This window comes from Pseudomonas sp. Z5-35, assembly GCF_051131945.1.
In the GTDB taxonomy this organism is placed as follows: Bacteria; Pseudomonadota; Gammaproteobacteria; order Pseudomonadales; family Pseudomonadaceae; genus Aquipseudomonas; species Aquipseudomonas marvdashtae.
In genome coordinates this window covers 4,811,459-4,829,608 of sequence record NZ_CP071640.1, presented here as the reverse complement: position 1 = coordinate 4,829,608, position 18,150 = coordinate 4,811,459, and the positions used below count along the sequence as shown (strand labels likewise).

The window sequence follows — 18,150 nt, the reverse complement described above, 5'->3', positions numbered from 1 at the left end:
CGCCGTTGGCGTACTGGGCGAGCTGATCGAGGTTGGCGCTCAGCTCACGTTCGGCCTGCAGCAGCAACGCCTGGGGATCCCCGGCCAGTTTGCCGGCGGCCAGCAAGTCGGTCCTGCTGAAGCCATCGAGGTTCGACAGGCTCGGGCGCAACGTCTTGGCCAGTTCCGGCGGGAATTGATCCAGTTCTTTTTGCAGGATTTCCAAGGCCTGGGTAGCTGCGCTGAGGCGCAAGGCGTCGCCACTGGCCAGATAGTCCTCTATATTGCGCGCCACCTCGCCTTGGAACTGTCGTGACAGGCCCAGGTAGCGCTCCATCAGCAGATAAGGACGCTCCAGGGCGATTTGCGACCACCAAAGCGTGGCGCCGAGGCCAAGGCACACGGCAACTAAAAGAAGGGTATTGAGATTGGTCAGCAGCTTCAGGCGCATCAAGGGTCTACCGGGGGCAGAATCGTAAGTGCCTGAAGTTATTGCGTTTACGTTACACGTTTATGACTGAATCGGTTGATTCCGATGAAAAAGTGGCACTTTGCTTTGATTGCCGCGCGCTTTGTACCCTGTTGCGCCCAGCGTGCTTGGCACGGTACAGCGCTTCGTCCGCCTGGCTTGCCATCATCAGGCTGTCGGATTCGTCGCTCATTTCGACCAGGCCGGCGCTGAAGGTGCACCACAGGTCTTGAGGTTGGGCCGGGTAATGGATCTCGGCAAAACGCTGACGGATTTCATCCAGCACCTTGTAGGCGGCGTCGATGTCGGTGTCGGGCATGACGATCGCGAACTCTTCACCGCCGTACCGTCCGATGTAGTCCGTCTTGCGCAGTCGTTGCTTGAGAAACAGTGCCAGGCTCTTGATCACCCTGTCACCCATGGGATGGCCATGGCTGTCGTTGACCCGTTTGAAATGGTCAATGTCCAGCATCGCAAAGCTCAGTGGCTTGCCTTCCCGGCGAGCGCGGAAACTGCAGTCTTCGAGCAATTGCAGGATGTGGGTATGGTTGTAGAGGCCGGTGAGGCTGTCGCGCACCATTCGCGCCTTGAGATTGCGGGCCCGGGCAGCGCGGTTGCGCACGGTGGTGATCAGGTGCCGGGGCTTGATCGGTTTGGTCAGGAAGTCGTCGCCGCCTTCGCTCATGGCGTCGAGCTGTTTGTCCAGGTCGTCTTCGGCGGACAAGTAAATGATCGGCACGCTGACATAGCGGTCGTTGTGGCGGATCACCTTGGCCAATTCCGTGCCGGTGCAGGCGGGCATGTACATGTCGAGGATGATCAGGTCGGGCTGGAAATCCGCCAGTTCGGCCATGGCCTGGATCGGCTCGATCAAGGTCCGGGTGACGATCCCGGCGCTGTTGAGCAGGCGCTCGGTGTGCAGGGCCTGGGCCCGGGAGTCATCGATGATCAGCACTTTATAAGGGTCGTACTGGGCGACACAGGTCAGCACTTCAATCTTCTCCAGCAGGCTCGAGGCTTCGAGCGTGCCGGTGAGAAATTCCTGGCCACCGGCGCGCACTGCCGCCAAGCGAGTTGGCGTATCCGTTTCGAGCAAGCTGAAAAATAACAGCGGAATGGCTTGGTCGAGTCCTTCCTGGGCTTGGGCTGCGAGCTTCAGGCCCACACCAGGGCCGCTGAAATCCACATCCATGACAATGGCCGCAGGCAGGCGCTCGACCATCGACGCCTTGAACGCTGCGACGCTGTCCAGCGCCTGGGCGCTGAGGCCGAAGAACTCCAACTGCCTGGCCAGTCGCTCGGCGCGGTCATGGTCTTGCAGCGCCACATAGACAGGCTTGCGCAGCGGCGGCAGGAACGTTTGCTCAAGCTGGTCGCCATGGCGCAGGCCGGTGCGGGACAGGCGTTGCATCAAGCGATTGATTTCAGTGATCAACTGGCTGCTCAGGCGGCCACGATTGGCATCCACCGCTTGCAGCGACTGGCTGATCTCTTGGGCAAGCTGGTAATGCTCAGGTTGTTCAAAGCGCTCGGCAAAGCGCAGCAGGCGCAGATTGGCTTCGCTGAGCTCAGAGAGGTCGGTGCTCGACCACTCGCTGCGTTGCAGGCGCTGCCATATCTCAAGGATCTGGCGAGCCTGGTGAATTACCCGCTGGGCAAAGTGGTGCTTGAGGCGCTCACGGCTGGGGTCTTCTGACTCGGTCATATCCTGACTACTAGTTAGGGGGCATGCTGAGGTCGACTGGTGGCTCTATGCTAGCACCTCTTTTCCCTTACATGAGTGTCGTACGTCAATAATCTGCCAAGAGGGGTCATTCAGTTTCTGACCGAACAGTCTGGAATGCGCCGTTCGGGGTAGAGGAAAGCCCCGGGAAACAAGGGCTGCAGTGCTTCTTCGTAGAGTATTTGCGCGGTACTCCGTAGCGCGAACGAATATGGGTTCAGGTCTCCATCTATGCTGCTCGCCTTGGATTCATGGCTTGCACGGTTAAGGGAATCCCTTACAAGGCTTTCGGCTTCGCGACAGTAAATCTCCGATAAGCCCAACGACGGATGCCGGCCGAGGCACGTTGATGTAAGGTTGTGGTCGAACCGTGAACTCAAGTGATTGAAGGGACATCGCCATGCTGGACTGGAAGAACCGCGCGGGCAGCGCGCCTGAACGCGCCGCCGAACCGAAATCGGACACCCGCAGTTACCTGGGCGGGGTGTTTTTCAGCCGGGCACTGGCCACGCTCATCGGTCTTTATCTGCTGGTGACCATTGCGGTTGGCTGGTATTGGAGCCAGGAACCAGCGTTGTTTCCCGTGCAGCAGAACGCCCAGGCGGCGGCCGAAAAGGACGGTCGGCAAATGGTGGTCGGCTACACCACCGTTGAAACCCTCAAGACCGTGGCCGGAACGTTGTTGACCAAGCAGGGCGGTTACATTTCCAATGATCGCTTCCCGCCGGGCCTGTGGATGGACAACATGCCCAGCTGGGAATACGGCGTGCTGGTACAGGTACGCGATCTTAGCCGCGCGTTGCGTAAGGACTTCGCCCGTTCCCAGTCGCAATCTGCCGAGGACGCCGATCTCGCCAAGGCTGAGCCGCGGTTCAATTTCGACAACCGTAGTTGGGTGCTGCCCTCCAGCGAGTCGGAATACCAGGAAGGCATCAATTCGTTGAGCCGCTATCAGGCGCGCCTGTCCGATCCGGCGCAAAAAAGCGCGCTGTTCTACGCTCGCGCCGACAACCTCAACAACTGGCTGGGTGATGTCGGCACGCGCCTGGGGTCGTTGTCCCAGCGCCTGTCGGCCAGTGTCGGCCGGGTCAAGCTCAACACTTCGTTGAAAACCGAAGTACCGGCGCCGGGGCAGGTGCCGCAGGTGGATGAGGAAGTGGTGGAAACGCCTTGGCTGCAAATCGATAACGTGTTTTATGAAGCCCGCGGCCAGGCTTGGGCGTTGTCGCATCTGTTGCGTGCCATCGAGGTGGACTTCGCCGATGTGCTGGCGAAGAAGAACGCCACGGTCAGCGTGCGGCAGATCATTCGCGAACTGGAAGCCTCGCAGGAACCGGTCTGGAGCCCGATGATCCTCAACGGCAGCGGCTTCGGTGTATTGGCGAACCACTCGCTGGTCATGGCCAACTATATTTCCCGCGCCAATGCGGCAGTGATCGACTTGCGGCAGTTACTGAACCAGGGCTGATCAATGGACGAAAGTGCCCGTGAGGTTGCTCACCGAGTGGCCTCGGATGCCGAGCAGATTGCTTGGGTCGACGAACACGACAACCTGCTTGGCAGCCTGGTGCGCTCGCAACTGCGCGAGCGCGGCCTGATCGGGCGCGGCACCTACATCATGCTGTTCAACTCGGCCGGCGAGTTGTGCGTTCATCGAAGAACCTTGAGCAAGGCGATCTACCCGGGTTTCTGGGACGTTGCGGCGGGGGGCATGGTGCAGGCGCACGAGACCTACGCCGAGTCGGCGGCCCGCGAGCTGGCCGAAGAATTGGGAGTGAGTGGCGTCGAGCTGATTGCCCATGACCATTTTTATTTCGAGGACACCGGCAGTCGCCTGTGGTGTTCGGCGTTCTCGGCGGTTTGGGACGGTCCGCTGATCCTGCAACCGGAGGAAGTGCTGGAAGCGCGTTTCCTGCCGGTCGAGCAGGTCCTGGATGAAATCCGCTGCAAGCCTTATTGCCCGGACTCTCTGGCGGCGCTCGGGCGCTATTTGAAAGCCCGCGAACAGGGTGTCGCAAAGAAGCTGTAAATTGGCGTCGATTGGCCCTTAGCAAGTCGGCTTTTTGTCGTTACACTGCGCGACTTTTCAAGCTTGGCCGACATCGCTCGGTCCAGTTGCGCTGCCCCTGCCTGAGTGGGGCTTCGCGGTCGGGGCACTTTCGCTCCTCGACCAGTCATTGTCCTCCGAAGAGGATTGCCGGTGGCCAAAAAAGCCGCATCCTTCGCCGCCCTGGGTGGCCTGGTATTTTCTACCGACGCCGGTCGTCATTGCCCTGATTGCCGCCAGCCGGTGGATGCCTGCATCTGCAAACAGACCGCCATTCCCGACGGAGACGGTATCGCTCGCGTGCGCCGCGAAAGCAAAGGCCGCGGTGGCAAGACGGTGACCACGATCACCGGCGTGCCGCTGGCCGAAGACGCGCTCAAGGAGCTGGCGACAACGTTGAAAAAACGCTGTGGCACCGGTGGCGCGTTGAAGGACGGCATCATCGAAATCCAGGGCGATCACGTCGAGCTGCTGCTGGCGGAACTCACCAAACACGGTTTCAAGGCAAAAAAATCTGGCGGCTAGCAGCTTCTGTGAAAGCCACCTCGGCTTGATCCGAACCCCGGGTTCGGGATCGTCCGCAGGGTTTTCACAGAACCTGTTCGGAACGGGTTTTAAACTCAGCGCTGTGGGCAGGGTCTACCTTGCTTACAGGCAAATCGTCATTTCCATTCTCTAGACTGCGCCAGCCTCCGACCGGATGGTGCATTTTGACTTCTTTATAGGGGACTTCGATGTCCGTACGACGCACACGCAAAGACGATGGCAGCCAATGGACAGTTGCGGACAGCCGCAGCGTTTACGGGATCCGCCATTGGGGGGCCGGGTATTTCGCGATCAATGAAGCCGGTCGCGTCGAAGTCCGTCCGAACGGCCCCGACAGCTCGCCCATCGATTTGTACGAGCAAGTCGACCAGTTGCGCCAGAGTGGCCTTTCGCTACCCCTGCTGGTGCGCTTCCCGGACATCCTGCAAGACCGTGTGCGCCAGCTCACCGGCGCGTTCGACAGCAACATCGCACGCCTGGAGTACCAGAGCCAGTACACCGCGCTTTATCCGATCAAGGTTAACCAGCAGGAGGCGGTGATCGAAAACATCATCGCCACCCAGAACGTCTCCATCGGCCTGGAAGCCGGTTCCAAGCCTGAGCTGCTGGCGGTGCTGGCCCTGGCGCCAAAGGGTGGGACGATTGTCTGCAACGGTTACAAGGATCGCGAATTCATTCGCCTGGCGCTGATGGGCCAGAAGCTTGGTCACAACGTCTTTATCGTGATCGAGAAAGAATCCGAAGTCGGCTTGGTGATCGAAGAAGCCGCGTCGCTCAAGGTCAAGCCTCAGGTAGGTCTGCGGGTGCGCCTGTCGTCCCTGGCGTCGAGCAAGTGGGCCGACACCGGTGGCGAGAAGTCCAAGTTCGGTCTGTCGGCCGCGCAGCTGTTGTCCGTGGTCGAGCGCTTCCGTGACGCCGGCCTGGATCAGGGCATCCGTCTGTTGCACTTCCACATGGGTTCGCAGATCGCCAACCTGGCGGACTACCAGCATGGCTTCAAGGAAGCGATCCGTTACTACGGCGAACTGCGCAACCTCGGCCTGCCGGTGGATCACATCGACGTCGGCGGTGGCCTGGGCGTGGACTACGACGGTACGCACTCGCGCAACGCCAGCTCGATCAACTACGACATGGACGATTACGCCGGCGTCGTGGTGGGCATGCTCAAGGAATTCTGCGACGCCCAAAGCCTGCCGCATCCGCACATTTTTTCCGAAAGCGGCCGTTCACTGACGGCTCACCACGCGATGCTGGTGGTACAGGTGACCGACGTCGAGAAACACCACGACGATGTGCCGGTGATCGAGAACAAGGAAAGCCTGCCGGAAACCGTGCAATGGTTGGTGGACCTGCTGGGCCCAACCGACATCGAGATGGTCACCGAGACTTACTGGCGCGCCACCCACTACATGAGCGACGTGGCCGCCCAATACGCCGACGGCAAGCTGACCCTGGCGGAAAAAGCCCTGGCCGAGCAATGCTATTTCGCCGTCTGCCGTCGCCTGCACAACTCGCTGAAGGCCCGCCAGCGCTCGCACCGCCAGGTGCTGGACGAACTCAACGACAAGTTGGCCGACAAGTACATCTGCAACTTCTCGGTGTTCCAGAGCCTGCCGGACACCTGGGCGATCGGCCAGGTATTGCCGATCCTGCCGCTGCATCGCCTCGACGAAGAGCCCCTGCGCCGCGCCGTGCTGCAAGACCTGACCTGCGATTCCGACGGCAAGATCAAGCAATACGTTGACGAGCAGAGCATCGAGACCAGCCTGCCGGTCCACTCGCTCAATCCAGGCGAAGATTACCTGCTGGGCATCTTCCTGGTGGGGGCCTACCAGGAAATCCTCGGCGACATGCACAACCTGTTCGGTGACACCGACTCGGTGAACATCTACCAGAACGCCGACGGCAGTGTGTACCACGCCGGTATCGAGACCCATGACACCATCGAAGACATGCTGCGCTACGTGCACCTGTCGCCGGAGGAATTGATGACGCATTACCGTGACAAGTGCGCCAGCGCTCGCATCACCGCGGCCGAGCGCACCCAGTACCTGGATGCGCTACGCCTTGGGCTGACGCGCTCTTCCTACCTGTCTTCCTGATCGGGCCAGGCCCTTCACGACGGTGTGTACGCATGACTTTATGCAGGGAGATTCAGGGATGACCGTTCGACCCAAGCACACCCTTTATCCGCATCAGCCGGTACCGGCGCTCCCGGCCGAAGGGCTGATCGGGGTGATTGCGCCTGCCGGTCCGGCGCCGCTGGACAGCGACAAAGCCGTGCAATGGATGCGCGCCCACGGCCATGAGCTGCGGATATTTCCGGGTGTCCATGAAAAGGACAGATACCTGGCCGGCAGTGACGAGGTGCGGCTCAACGATCTGCACGCAGCGTTCGCCGACCCGCAGGTGAAGGCCATTATTTGTCTGCGCGGGGGCTACGGCACGCCGCGACTGTTGGATCGCATCGATTACGAGCTGTTGCGGCGTAACGCCAAGCCCTTTGTCGGCTACAGCGACATCACCGCGCTGCACCTGGCGATCAGCCGTCATGCTGGGTTCGTGACCTTCCATGGGCCATTGCTCAATGCCGACCTGCTGGGCGGCAAGGCACCGTCGACGTTCACTTCGTTCTTCAGCCTGTTGCATGGGCAATTGGGGGCAGGCGACGTACTGAGCCATCCGGCGGCTTATCCATTGACGACTGTCGAGCCAGGCATCGCTCACGGGCGGCTGCTCGGAGGCAATCTGTCGATGATAGCCGCGACCATGGGCACGCCTTACGAGATCGATGCCGAAGGCGTGATCCTGCTGGTGGAGGACGTCAACGAGCCGCTCTATCGCATCGACCGCTTGCTGACCCAGCTGCGGCTGGCGGGCACCCTGGCGAAGTTGCGGGGCGTGCTGCTGGGAGATGTCGCGGGTGTGGACGTCGAGGATTTGAACCGCTTGTTCAAGCAGACCTTTTCGCCATTGCGCATTCCGGTGTTGTCCGGTTGGCGCAGCGGGCATTGTGATCCCAATCTGACGTTGCCCATGGGCGCGCTGGTGGAACTGGATGCGGGGCAGAAGAAGCTGACGTTGGAGCAGGATGTGGTACTCGGCGGCTAGGCCAGTGTTACCTATCCATCAATCATCGAGAACTGCTCGCCAACCTCGAAAGAGTAGCGAGCAGTTTAGCGGTAGGACGCATCAGGCCGATTCAGCGGTTACGTAGCGCGTCCAGCAGCTTATGCGTCGGATATCCATCCGCCGGCCAGCCAAACGACTGTTGGGCGCTGCGGATCGCCTTGCGGGTGTTGGCGCCAATGATGCCGTCGGGATTGCCTGCGTCGTAGTTGTGCTTGCCGAGCAGGGTCTGCAGCTCGATGCGTTCGCTGCGGCTCAGGGGCAGGTCCTCTTTTGGCCACTGTCCGTAGACCAGCCCTGCACCGGTGAAGCGCTGAGACAACAGCCCAACCGCCAGGGCATAGGAGGATGAGTTGTTGTACTTGAGGATGGCGCGGAAGTTATCGAAGATCAAGAACGCCGGGCCGCGATGGCCGGCCGGCAGGAGCAGGGACGCCGATAGCGGCTTGTTCTCGGGGGCTATCGGTAAGCTGCCATATTCCGAGACGCCCAGCCGTATCCATTCGGAGACTGGCTTGCGGATCGTGCCATCGGCCAGGGTATAGTCGAAGCCCTCCGCGAGATCGACCTCGAACCCCCATGGCTGGCCGCGCTGCCAACCGGAGCTCTGCAGGTAATGTGCGGTCGAGGCCAGGGCATCGGTGGCGCTGCCCCAGATGTCACGGCGACCGTCGCCGTCAAAATCAACCGCATGGGTGTTGTAGGTGGTGGGAATGAACTGGGTCTGGCCCATGGCGCCGGCCCAGGAACCGAGCATTTTTTCTGGCGAGATGTCGCCCTGTTGCAGGATCTGCAGCGCGGCGATCAGTTGCGCATGGGCAAAGCCGGGACGCCGTCCTTCGTAGGCCAGGGTCGCCAAGGAGTTGATCACCGATTTGTTGCCCTGGAACTGGCCGAAGTTGCTTTCCATGCCCCACACCGCAACCAGCGCCTCGCGATCGACACCATAACGTTGTTCGATGCTTTGCAGGATCTGCGCTTGCTGCTGGATCAGGGCCTGGCCTTTGCGTATGCGCAAGGGTGACAGTGCACCGTCGAGGTATTCCCACACCGGTCGGGTGAATTCAGGTTGGCTGCGATCAGCCTTGATCACGCTCATGTCCGGACTGACGCCGATAAATGCACGGTCGAACAAATCGGCACGGATCCCGGCGGCCAGGGCTTCCTTGCGAAACCCGGCCTGCCATTCGGCAAAGGTCTGGGTGGGCGCTATGACCAGGTTTTCTCCGGAGGGGACGACAGGCGGCACGATAGCCGGCGCCGTCATGACAGGAGCGGTCTGGAGCGGTTGGGCGTCGGCGGCGGTGGGTTTCTCTGCGCAGGCAACAAGCAGGGCGACGCTTGTGACGGCGATCAGTTGGCGCAATGGCCAACGACGGGGAAGACAAAAGGGCATGCACGGGTCCAGAAATTCAGTTCAGGTGCTGACCTTAACATGCGAAAGGGGCGTAGGGCTTGTCCGGGTGTTTCAAGCTGCCACAAAGCAAGAAGCCTCCCAGTTGTCAGACTGGAAGGCTTCGCGGCGGTAGCTACCTTTGCCCTTGGCAGGTCGTTCCTGGCGGCTGCGGAACAGGGGCTGGGCGATGATGGATTTGGCCTTGTTGGGGCCATGCTTGGATGGCTTTTTGCTCATATGGGATCTCTCGTGGGGTGGTTTTGCGGGGCAAATCATGGGACAGAGTTGGGGCTTTGTCCAGTCCCTGCATTGCGTAGGAAATTTCAAGGATGGCCGACGGCGTTGTGGCTGGAGAGCTGTTGTGGCGAGGGAGCTTGCTCCCGCTGGGCTGCGCAGCAGCCCCAAGAGAGCTGAATGCATTTTGTCTGACACACCAAGTCAAATGATTTTAGGACTGCTGCGCAGTCCAGCGGGAGCAAGCTCCCTCGCCACAGGTGCTGTGTTATTCAGCGGGTAAAGGGAGTCGCTGGCCCGCCATCAACAGCGACAACCGGCTCAGGCTCATCCACGGCGAGCCAGCGGCCTGGCCCTTGATCTGCGCATCGATGCGCTGGGCTTCCAGCAAGAGTTGCGCCCAGCGTGGCGCCGAGTAACGTTGCAGGGCCTTGCTCATCAGCGGCTTGCGCTTGTCCCAGACGGGCGGGCGGGCCTGGCTGAAAGCTTTGTCCAGCGGCACGCCCTGGCTGTATTGCAGCGACAGGTTGGCCAGCAGCCGCAGTTCCCGAGCCAGGGCCCAGAGGATCACGGGAGGCTCGACGCCTTCGCCTTGCAGGCCTTCGAGCATGCGCAGGGCATGGGCTGCTTCGCCGTTGAGGATCGCATCGGTCAGCCCGAAGACATCGAAGCGGGCGCTGTCGGCCACGGCCGCCTGGACCGTTTCCACGGTGATCTGCCCACCTTCGGCCATCAGCTTGAGTTTTTCGATTTCCTGGGCGGCGGCCAGCAGGTTGCCTTCGACCCGGGCGGCTATCAGCTCCACCGCGTCCTGGCTGGCCGACAGGCCGGCCTGGGACAGGCGCTGGCGGATCCAGCTCGGCAACTGGCTGACATCAACTGGCCAGATCTGCACGAACTGGGTCTGCTGGCCTTCGACCAGGGCCTTGCCCCATTTGGTTTTCTGCGCGCTGCCATCGAGTTTCGGCAGGCTGATGAGTAGCACCGTGTCTTCGGCCGGTCGCGAGCAGTATTCGATCAGCGCAGCGGCGCCCTTGTCACCCGGCTTGCCGGAGGGCAAGCGCAGTTCCAGCAGGCGTTTCTCGGCGAACAGCGACATGCTGGCCCCAGCCTGCAGCAGCGTACCCCAGTCGAAACTGGCGTCGGCGGCGAACACCTGGCGTTCGTCGAAACCTTGCTGGCGGGCGGCGGAGCGGATGGCGTCGGCGGCTTCCTGGCACAGCAGCGGGTCATCGCCGCTGATGATGTAGACGGGCGCCAGTGCACCTTGCAGGTGTTTACCGAGTTGGGCGGGAGCCAGTTTCATAAGGGACAGTTCATAGGCAATGCAAGCGGGCGCCGAAGCGCCCCGCAAGGCTTATTCAGCCGGGATTTGCATCGGCGACTGCTGCGGGGTTTCCGCTTCAGCCTTGCGTGCCGCTTCGAGTGCTTCGGCTTCGGCCTTGGCCTTGGCATCGGCGGTCTGTTGCAGTTGCTCCAACTGGGCCGGGCTCAGCTGTTGCAGGCGTAGCATCATGCGCTGTACCAGGTCACGGCGCATTTCCTCGCGCACTTCACTGGACTCCTGCTCGGAACCGGTGATGTTGTTACCGTCATGCAGGTAGATCTTCTGCACTTGCAGCTTGTCGTCCAGCAACACCAGATTGTTTTGGCCGCGGATTTCGTAGCTCAGCACATTGTTCAGTTCGTATTCGGCCGAACGACCGGCGCCGGCATAGCTCAGGCTGCGCTGGCTTTGCTGTTCACGGGTCAATACCAGCTTGTAGGGTGCACCGCTGTAGATCTTCACACCGCTGTTTTCCAGCGTATCGCGCAGCGCTTTCACGGTTTCGCCATAGGCGTCACGCGCGCTCAGGTCCAGCTCGGTGATCGCCAGTTCGGTGGTGCCGGTGCCACGCAGCTGGAAGCCGCAGGCGCTCAATAGGACCGCCAGGCCCATAACCAGCAAATTACGTTTGTTCATCTTGTTGCTCCCCTTGAAACCCATGGGCCGAGCGTGCGGCCCTGCAGGTCATATTCGGCGTCCGACCTGTGGCCGGACGCCCGATCCAATTAGCTTGCGACGATATTGACCAGTTTGCCGGGCACCACGATCACCTTGCGGATCGTCAGGCCATCGACAAAGCGCAGCACGTTCTCGTTGGCCCGTGCGGCGGCTTCGACTTCTTCGCGAGTGGCGGCGGCCGGCATTTCAATCTGGCCGCGCAGTTTGCCATTGACCTGGATGACCAGGGTCAGGCTGTCCTGCACCAGCGCGGTTTCGTCCACCACCGGCCAGCTGGCGTCAATCACCGGGTCGGCGTGACCCAGTTGACTCCACAGCTCGTGGCTGATGTGCGGAGTGATCGGCGCCAGCAGCAGCGTCACGGCTTCCAGGCCTTCGTGAACCAGCGCGCGATCCTGTTCGGTGCCCTGCGCAGCTTTTTCCAACACATTCATCAGCGTCATCACCTGGGCGATGGCGGTGTTGAATTTGTGATTCTGGCCAACGTCATGGCTCGCCTGCTTGATCGCCAAGTGAATCGAGCGACGAATGGCTTTTTGCTCGTCGTTCAGGCTGGCGACGTTCAGTTTCCCCGGCAGGCCTTGGGTGACGTGGGCTTGGGCCAGGCGCCAGACGCGCTTGAGGAAGCGGTGCGAGCCCTCGACGCCCGAATCGGACCATTCCGCGCTCATGTCGGGTGGCGAGGCGAACATCATGAACAGGCGGCAGGTGTCCGCGCCGAACTGGTCGATCATCGATTGTGGGTCGACGCCGTTGTTCTTCGACTTGGCCATTTTCTCGGTGCCGCCGATTTCCACTGGCAGGCCGTCGGCGATCAGCTTGGCGCTGATGACCTTGGCCTTGCTGTCGCGTTCGAGTTCGACGTCGCTTGGGTTGAACCAGGTGTAGGCCCCGTTGGCTTCGCGACGATAGTAAGTCTCGGCAATCACCATGCCTTGGGTCAGCAGGTTCTTGAACGGCTCGTTGGAGCTCACCAGACCTTCGTCACGCATCAGCTTGTGGAAGAAGCGCGCATAGAGCAGGTGGAGGATGGCGTGTTCGATGCCGCCGATGTACTGGTCCACCGGCAACCAGTGGTCAGCTGCGGATTTTTCCACCAGGCCGCCTTCATAGTGCGGCGAGGCGTAGCGGGCGTAATACCACGAGGACTCGACGAAGGTGTCCATGGTGTCGGTTTCACGCTTGGCCGGTGCACCGCATTTCGGGCAACTGCATTCGTAGAATTCAGGCATGCGGGCGAGGGGCGAACCAGCGCCGTCGGGTACGACGTCTTCCGGCAGGACCACGGGCAGTTGATCTTCCGGTACTGGTACGTCACCGCAGGTGTCGCAATGCACGATCGGGATCGGACAGCCCCAGTAGCGCTGGCGGCTGATGCCCCAGTCGCGCAGGCGGAACTGGGTACGCGATGCACCAAGGTTCTTCTTGATCAGGGCGACTTCGATGGCATCGAACGCACCGGCGAAATCCAGTCCGTTGAACTCGCCGGAGTTGATCAGTTCGCCGTGTTCGCCATAGGCGTCCTGCCAAGGAGCCGAGGTCTGGTCGCCAGCGCTGGTGCGCACGACCGCTTTGACCGGCAGGTTGTACTTGTGGGCGAATTCGAAATCGCGCTCGTCGTGCGCTGGCACGGCCATCACGGCGCCGTCGCCGTAGTGCATCAGCACATAGTTGGCGACCCACACCGGCAGTTTTTCGCCAGTCAGAGGGTGCTCGACGAACAACGAAGTCGGCAGGCCTTTCTTTTCCTGGGTAGCGACGTCGGCTTCGGCGACGCTGCCGCCCTTGCATTCGGCGATGAAAGCTTGCAGCTCGGGATTGTTCTGTGCGGCGAGGGCGGCCAGCGGATGCTCGGCAGCCACGGCCACGTAGGTGGCGCCCATCAGGGTGTCCGGACGGGTGGTGAAGACTTTCAGGGTGCCGGCTTCGCCGATGGACGCGACGTCGTACGGGAACTGCACTTCCATGCCCCGGGACTTGCCGATCCAGTTGCGTTGCATGGTCTTGACCTGCTCAGGCCAGCCGGTCAGTTCGTCGAGGCTCTCCAGGAGTTCGTCCGCGTAGGCGGTGATCTTGAAGTAGTACATCGGGATCTCGCGCTTTTCGATCAGCGCGCCGGAACGCCAGCCGCGACCGTCGATCACTTGCTCGTTGGCCAGTACGGTCTGGTCCACCGGGTCCCAGTTCACGGTACCGTTCTTGCGGTAGATCACGCCTTTTTCGAACAGGCGGGTGAACAGCCACTGTTCCCAGCGGTAGTAGTCGGGCTTGCAGGTGGTCACTTCGCGGGACCAGTCCACCGCCAGGCCCAGGCTGCGCAGCTGGGTCTTCATGTAGGCGATGTTTTCGTAGGTCCACTTGGCGGGGGCCACGTTGTTCTTCATCGCGGCGTTTTCCGCCGGCATGCCGAAGGCGTCCCAACCCATGGGTTGCAGGACGTTCTTGCCCTGCATGCGCTGGTAGCGGGAGATTACGTCGCCGATGGTGTAGTTGCGCACGTGCCCCATGTGCAGCTTGCCACTGGGGTAAGGGAACATCGACAGGCAGTAGTAAGTTTCCTTGCCTGGCTGTTCGCTGACTTCAAAGGACTTTTGCTCGTCCCAGAACGACTGGGCGGCGGCTTCGATTTCACGGGGCTGGTAGTGTTCGTGCATGGCTACTTTTGTACTGAATGGGGTGGCCCAATCCTCTTCGTGGCCATGCTGGACGCAGACGACGCCGAATGCGGCGTTTTCGATGCCCAGGCAAGCTGGAAGTAGGAGTTACAGGAAGCGCCGTAGCATACATGACGGCGCTCCGCCGAGGGAAACCCTGATTGCGTGCCGGGTATGCGGGACCACTGGCGAGGACCTGTGTTCAGGGCCGTTGGTCGCGGCGCCCTGCCGGTTCGCCCAGCGAAGCTAAGCTTCTCAATGGGGAGTGAGTCTTATCTTCAATGAGGTGAGGGATGGTTGAATCACAACGAAAAGTCGCTACACCTGAGTTGTACGGAAAACTGATCGACCGTCTCGGGGTGGCCCTGGACGCTGCAAGAACCGCCGGTCGTTTGCGTGATGAACGCCCGGCAGAGCTGGAGCTGCGCGGCTTGAGCCCCGCAGAGTTCGAACTGGTCAAGGCTTACCTTGAGCAGGTCGGGCACCAGGCCTGCGCAAGCGGAGCCCAGGTAAACAAGCGTCTCGATGCGCCCCGTTCGGCCAAGGTAGTCTGGCTCAAGGATCGGACGCCCGACAAGGATGCAGTAAAAGTCCGGTCACTGCAGTTCAAGTAACGCCTGATTTACGCGTGTCGCTTTTTTTGATTCGAGATCTTTGGAATCTGTTGTCGCTTTGCGTCAACCCACCTAGGCTTCGGGCATCTATGGAGATGCCCGATGCCGTTTCGCTATTTCATCAAACAACTCTTGTTGCCGCCCGGCATCCTTTTATTACTGCTGGCGCTCGCCTGGTGGTGGCGCGACTCCCGGCCGCGCCTGGCCCGTGTGTGTCTTGCTGTGGGGCTGGGTGGCTTCTGGTTGATGAGCCTGCCAGTTGCGGTGCAATGGAGCGCCAAGGCGTTGGAACGTGAACCACCATTAATACGTAGCGAATGGGCGACCTTGGCCCAGCGCGCCGACGCCATCGTAGTGCTGGGCTCGGGCCGCGAGCGCGGCGATCTGGCTTGGGGCGCCGACCAGCCCACCGGCATCGGGCTGGAGCGCCAGCGTTATGCGGCGCGGTTGGCCAAGGCTTCAGGCTTGCCGGTGCTGACCACCGGCGGCCTGCATTACGGTACCCCGCCCAGCGAAGCGAAGCTGATGGCCGACTCGATGCGCGAGGATTTTGGCGTGACCGTGCGCTGGCAGGAGGAACGCAGCCGCACGACTTGGGAAAATGCGCAGATGAGTGCCGAGATTCTCCTGCCAGCGGGTATCAAGCGTGTCGTGGTGGTGACCCAGGCGTGGCACATGCCGCGGGCAGTCTGGAGTTTCGAGCGTGCGGGATTTGAAGTGGTGCCGGCGCCTGTCGGTTTCCTGGGGCAGGACAATGCCCGTCCGCTGGGCGGCTGGATGCCGGAATTCAAGTCGATCTGGCAGTCTGGCCAGTTGATGAACGAGGCGGTGGGGCAGGTGGGGTATCGGTTGTTCTACCGCTGAGCTCCCTGTGGCGAGGGAGCTTGTTGTGGCGAGGGGATCTATCCCCTCGCCACAAGGGTATCGAAAACCTTAAACGGTCTTGGCCATCCGTCCAGCGATCAGTGCCCAACCCAGCAGCAGCACACTCAGGATGATCAACGGCCACGACCGCCATTGCAGATACGGCGTCAGGTCGTGCATCGGCACCACTTCGCCGTAGAGGATGCCGCGTTCGAATTGCGGGATGCTGACGGTAATCTGGCCGAAAGGGTTGATCAGGCCGGTCACGCCGTTGTTGGTGGCGCGGATCATCCAGCGGCCGGCTTCCAAGGCGCGCATCTGGGCCATTTGCAAATGCTGCAACGGGCCGATCGAGGTGCCGAACCAGGTGTCGTTGCTGATGGTCAGCAACAGGTCGCTGCGCGCTGCGAGGCTGGCGGCGAACTCTGGATAGACCACTTCATAGCAGATGAAGGGCGCGATCTGGTAACCCTTGGCTTGTAACAATGGCTGATCGGCCGGCCCGCGAGCGAAATCCGACATGGGCAAATCAAAAAACGCGATGAGCCCGCGCAGCAGGTCCTGCAACGGCACGTATTCGCCGAACGGTACGAGCTTTTGCTTGAGGTAGGTGCCGTCACCTTCGCCGGTCACGGTGATGCCGTTGAAGTAGCGCTTCTCATGGCGGACCAACTGGCGAATCGGCACGCCGGTGATCAGCGCCGAATTCCGTTCGGCGGCGAAGTTGCCCATCATGTCCAGGTAGCCCTGGGCGGAATCCTTGAGCACTGGCACCGCGGTTTCCGGCCAGATCAGCAGGTCGACGCGCTTGGACGCAAAACTCATGTCGCGGTACAGCGCCAGTTGAGCGTTGAGCTGCTCGGGGTCCCACTTCATGCTTTGTTCGATGTTGCCCTGGATCGCCGCGACGCTCAGCGGCTCGCCCGATGGGCTGGTCCAGGCGTGGCCCTTGAGTGCCATGCCAACAATCCATGGGCCGACCAGCAGTGCGACGCCTGCCGCGATAAAGCCTTTGCGGCCGCTACGAACCAAGCCGGGCGCGTTGTACAGCAGCGCGGCGGTCAAGGCCAGGGTGAAGGAAATCAGCCACATCCCGCCCAGCGGCGCGAGGCCGGCAAGGGGGCCGTCGAGTTGGCTGTAGCCGGAGTAGAGCCAGGGGAAACCGGTCAAAAACCAGCCACGAAACGCTTCCTGGCCCAGCCACAGCGCGGCGAAGGCCAGGGCATCGGCCAGCGGCGCCTCGTTGCGCCGCAACCAGCGCGCCCAGAGCCAGGCCGGCAGCGCGAAGAACCAGGCGATAGCGGCGATGAACAGCAGCATCAACAGCCCGGCGAGCAGCACCGAGGCGCCACCGAAGTTATGGATGCTGACGTAGATCCAGCTGGTGCCGGCGCCAAACAAGCCAAAACCGAAGCACCAGCCACGGCCCAGGGCCTGGCGCGGCGAGAGTTCCCTCAAGCCGGCATAGAACAACCCGACCGCCAGCAATGCCAGCGGCCAGATGTCGAAGGGCGCCAAAGCCAGGGTGGTGATCGCGCCGGCCGCCACGGCCAGCAGGTTACCGGGCCAGCCGGGGCGGGTTATCCAACGCATGTGTGTCCTTAGCGGGGCTCGCGGGGTTTAACGGGCAATGGGTGACAGGCGCAGCAGATGAATCCGACGACTGTCGGCATTCAGGATGCGAAAGCGCCAAGAACCGATCTCGGTGGTTTCGTTGCGCTTGGGCAGGTGCCCGAAAGCACTCATCACCAGGCCGCCGACGGTATCGAACTCATCGTCGGAAAATTCGCTGTCGAAGAACTCGTTGAAGTTCTCTATGGGCGTCAGGGCCTTGATCAGGAAATCACCGCTGGGCAGCGGCTTGATATAGCTGTCTTCCTCGACATCGTGTTCGTCCTCGATGTCGCCGACGATCTGCTCGAGCACGTCTTCAATGGTCACCAATCCGGCCACGCCGCCGTATTCGTCGATGACGATGGCCATGTGGTTGTGATTGGCGCGGAATTCGCGCAGCAGTACGTTCAGTCGCTTGGACTCGGGCACGAAGGTGGCCGGGCGCAGCAAGTCCTTGATGTTGAAGCTGTCGCCGTTCTCTTGAAGGATCAAGGGCAGCAGGTCCTTGGCCAGCAGGACGCCCATGACATCGTCATGGCTCTCGCCGACGACCGGGTAGCGCGAGTGAGCGGAATCGACCACGGCGGGCAGGAACTCGCGGGGTGTCTGGGTCGCCTTGATGCTGACCATCTGCGAGCGGGGGACCATGATGTCCCGCACTTGCAGGTCAGCGACCTGGATGGCGCCTTCGACGATGGCCAGCGCTTCGCTGTCCAACAGTTTGTTCTGGTGTGCGTCGCGCAGCAGCTCCAGCAGCTCCTGGCGGTTTTTCGGCTCATGGGCAAAAGCCTGGGTGAGCTTGCCCAGCCATGACTTCTGCCCGTTGGTCGATCGATCTTCGCTCATAGCGATTACTCTGAATCCTTTGTCGTTACA

The 18,150-nt window shown here is 61.3% G+C and carries 15 protein-coding genes; 7 read left to right on the top strand and 8 right to left on the bottom strand.

The window, feature by feature from the left end; all coding sequences use genetic code 11:
- Positions 1–482: 482 nt before the first annotated feature.
- Entirely contained in the window at positions 483–2,153 is a 1,671-nt protein-coding gene (locus J3P95_RS22195) for a diguanylate cyclase (protein ID WP_434579650.1), read from the bottom strand.
- 418 nt (positions 2,154–2,571) lie between these two features.
- Between J3P95_RS22195 and J3P95_RS22190 the strand changes: the two genes are divergently transcribed.
- From J3P95_RS22190 to J3P95_RS22170, 5 genes are all read left to right on the top strand, one after another.
- Positions 2,572–3,639, top strand: a complete 1,068-nt coding sequence (locus J3P95_RS22190; protein WP_434558775.1) for a DUF2333 family protein — start codon at positions 2,572–2,574, stop codon at positions 3,637–3,639.
- Between the two features lie 3 nt (positions 3,640–3,642).
- On the top strand, positions 3,643–4,200 hold the full coding sequence (locus J3P95_RS22185; protein ID WP_434579652.1) for an NUDIX hydrolase: 558 nt from the start codon (positions 3,643–3,645) through the stop codon (positions 4,198–4,200).
- Positions 4,201–4,371: 171 nt separating this feature from the next.
- On the top strand, positions 4,372–4,743 hold the full coding sequence (locus J3P95_RS22180; RefSeq protein WP_434579654.1) for a translation initiation factor Sui1: 372 nt from the start codon (positions 4,372–4,374) through the stop codon (positions 4,741–4,743).
- Positions 4,744–4,952: 209 nt separating this feature from the next.
- Positions 4,953–6,866 (top strand): arginine decarboxylase, encoded by a 1,914-nt coding sequence (gene speA, locus J3P95_RS22175; protein ID WP_434558772.1) that lies wholly within the window; start codon positions 4,953–4,955, stop codon positions 6,864–6,866.
- A 58-nt stretch (positions 6,867–6,924) separates the two neighbouring features.
- On the top strand, positions 6,925–7,875 hold the full coding sequence (locus J3P95_RS22170) for a S66 peptidase family protein (protein WP_434579656.1): 951 nt from the start codon (positions 6,925–6,927) through the stop codon (positions 7,873–7,875).
- A 91-nt stretch (positions 7,876–7,966) separates the two neighbouring features.
- On the opposite strand, the gene J3P95_RS22165 is transcribed toward J3P95_RS22170, so the two are convergent.
- From J3P95_RS22165 to leuS, 5 genes are all read right to left on the bottom strand, one after another.
- Positions 7,967–9,289 carry a lytic murein transglycosylase gene (locus J3P95_RS22165; protein WP_434558770.1) on the bottom strand — a complete coding sequence of 441 codons (1,323 nt, stop codon included), beginning with the start codon at positions 9,287–9,289 and terminating at the stop codon, positions 7,967–7,969.
- A 72-nt stretch (positions 9,290–9,361) separates the two neighbouring features.
- Positions 9,362–9,526: an alternative ribosome rescue factor ArfA gene (gene arfA / locus J3P95_RS22160; RefSeq protein ID WP_047229500.1), complete on the bottom strand. Its 165-nt coding sequence runs from the start codon at positions 9,524–9,526 to the stop codon at positions 9,362–9,364.
- Between the two features lie 265 nt (positions 9,527–9,791).
- Positions 9,792–10,829, bottom strand: coding sequence for a DNA polymerase III subunit delta (gene holA, locus J3P95_RS22155; protein WP_434558769.1), 1,038 nt, complete (start codon positions 10,827–10,829; stop codon positions 9,792–9,794).
- Positions 10,830–10,880: 51 nt separating this feature from the next.
- Complete coding sequence (gene lptE, locus J3P95_RS22150; RefSeq protein ID WP_434558768.1) at positions 10,881–11,486, bottom strand: LPS assembly lipoprotein LptE; 606 nt, start codon at positions 11,484–11,486, stop codon at positions 10,881–10,883.
- 89 nt (positions 11,487–11,575) lie between these two features.
- Positions 11,576–14,182, bottom strand: a complete 2,607-nt coding sequence (gene leuS, locus J3P95_RS22145; RefSeq protein WP_434579658.1) for a leucine--tRNA ligase — start codon at positions 14,180–14,182, stop codon at positions 11,576–11,578.
- Positions 14,183–14,475: 293 nt separating this feature from the next.
- On the opposite strand from leuS, the gene J3P95_RS22140 reads away from it, so the two are divergent.
- Positions 14,476–14,796 (top strand): hypothetical protein, encoded by a 321-nt coding sequence (locus tag J3P95_RS22140; protein ID WP_434579659.1) that lies wholly within the window; start codon positions 14,476–14,478, stop codon positions 14,794–14,796.
- Positions 14,797–14,898: 102 nt separating this feature from the next.
- The gene (locus tag J3P95_RS22135; protein ID WP_434558765.1) at positions 14,899–15,660 is read left to right on the top strand and encodes a YdcF family protein; all 762 of its coding nucleotides are present in this window, start codon (positions 14,899–14,901) and stop codon (positions 15,658–15,660) included.
- 69 nt (positions 15,661–15,729) lie between these two features.
- On the opposite strand, the gene lnt is transcribed toward J3P95_RS22135, so the two are convergent.
- Positions 15,730–17,253, bottom strand: a complete 1,524-nt coding sequence (gene lnt, locus J3P95_RS22130; protein ID WP_434579661.1) for an apolipoprotein N-acyltransferase — start codon at positions 17,251–17,253, stop codon at positions 15,730–15,732.
- A 27-nt stretch (positions 17,254–17,280) separates the two neighbouring features.
- Positions 17,281–18,120 (bottom strand): HlyC/CorC family transporter, encoded by an 840-nt coding sequence (locus tag J3P95_RS22125; RefSeq protein WP_186610826.1) that lies wholly within the window; start codon positions 18,118–18,120, stop codon positions 17,281–17,283.
- Positions 18,121–18,150 lie beyond the last annotated feature (30 nt).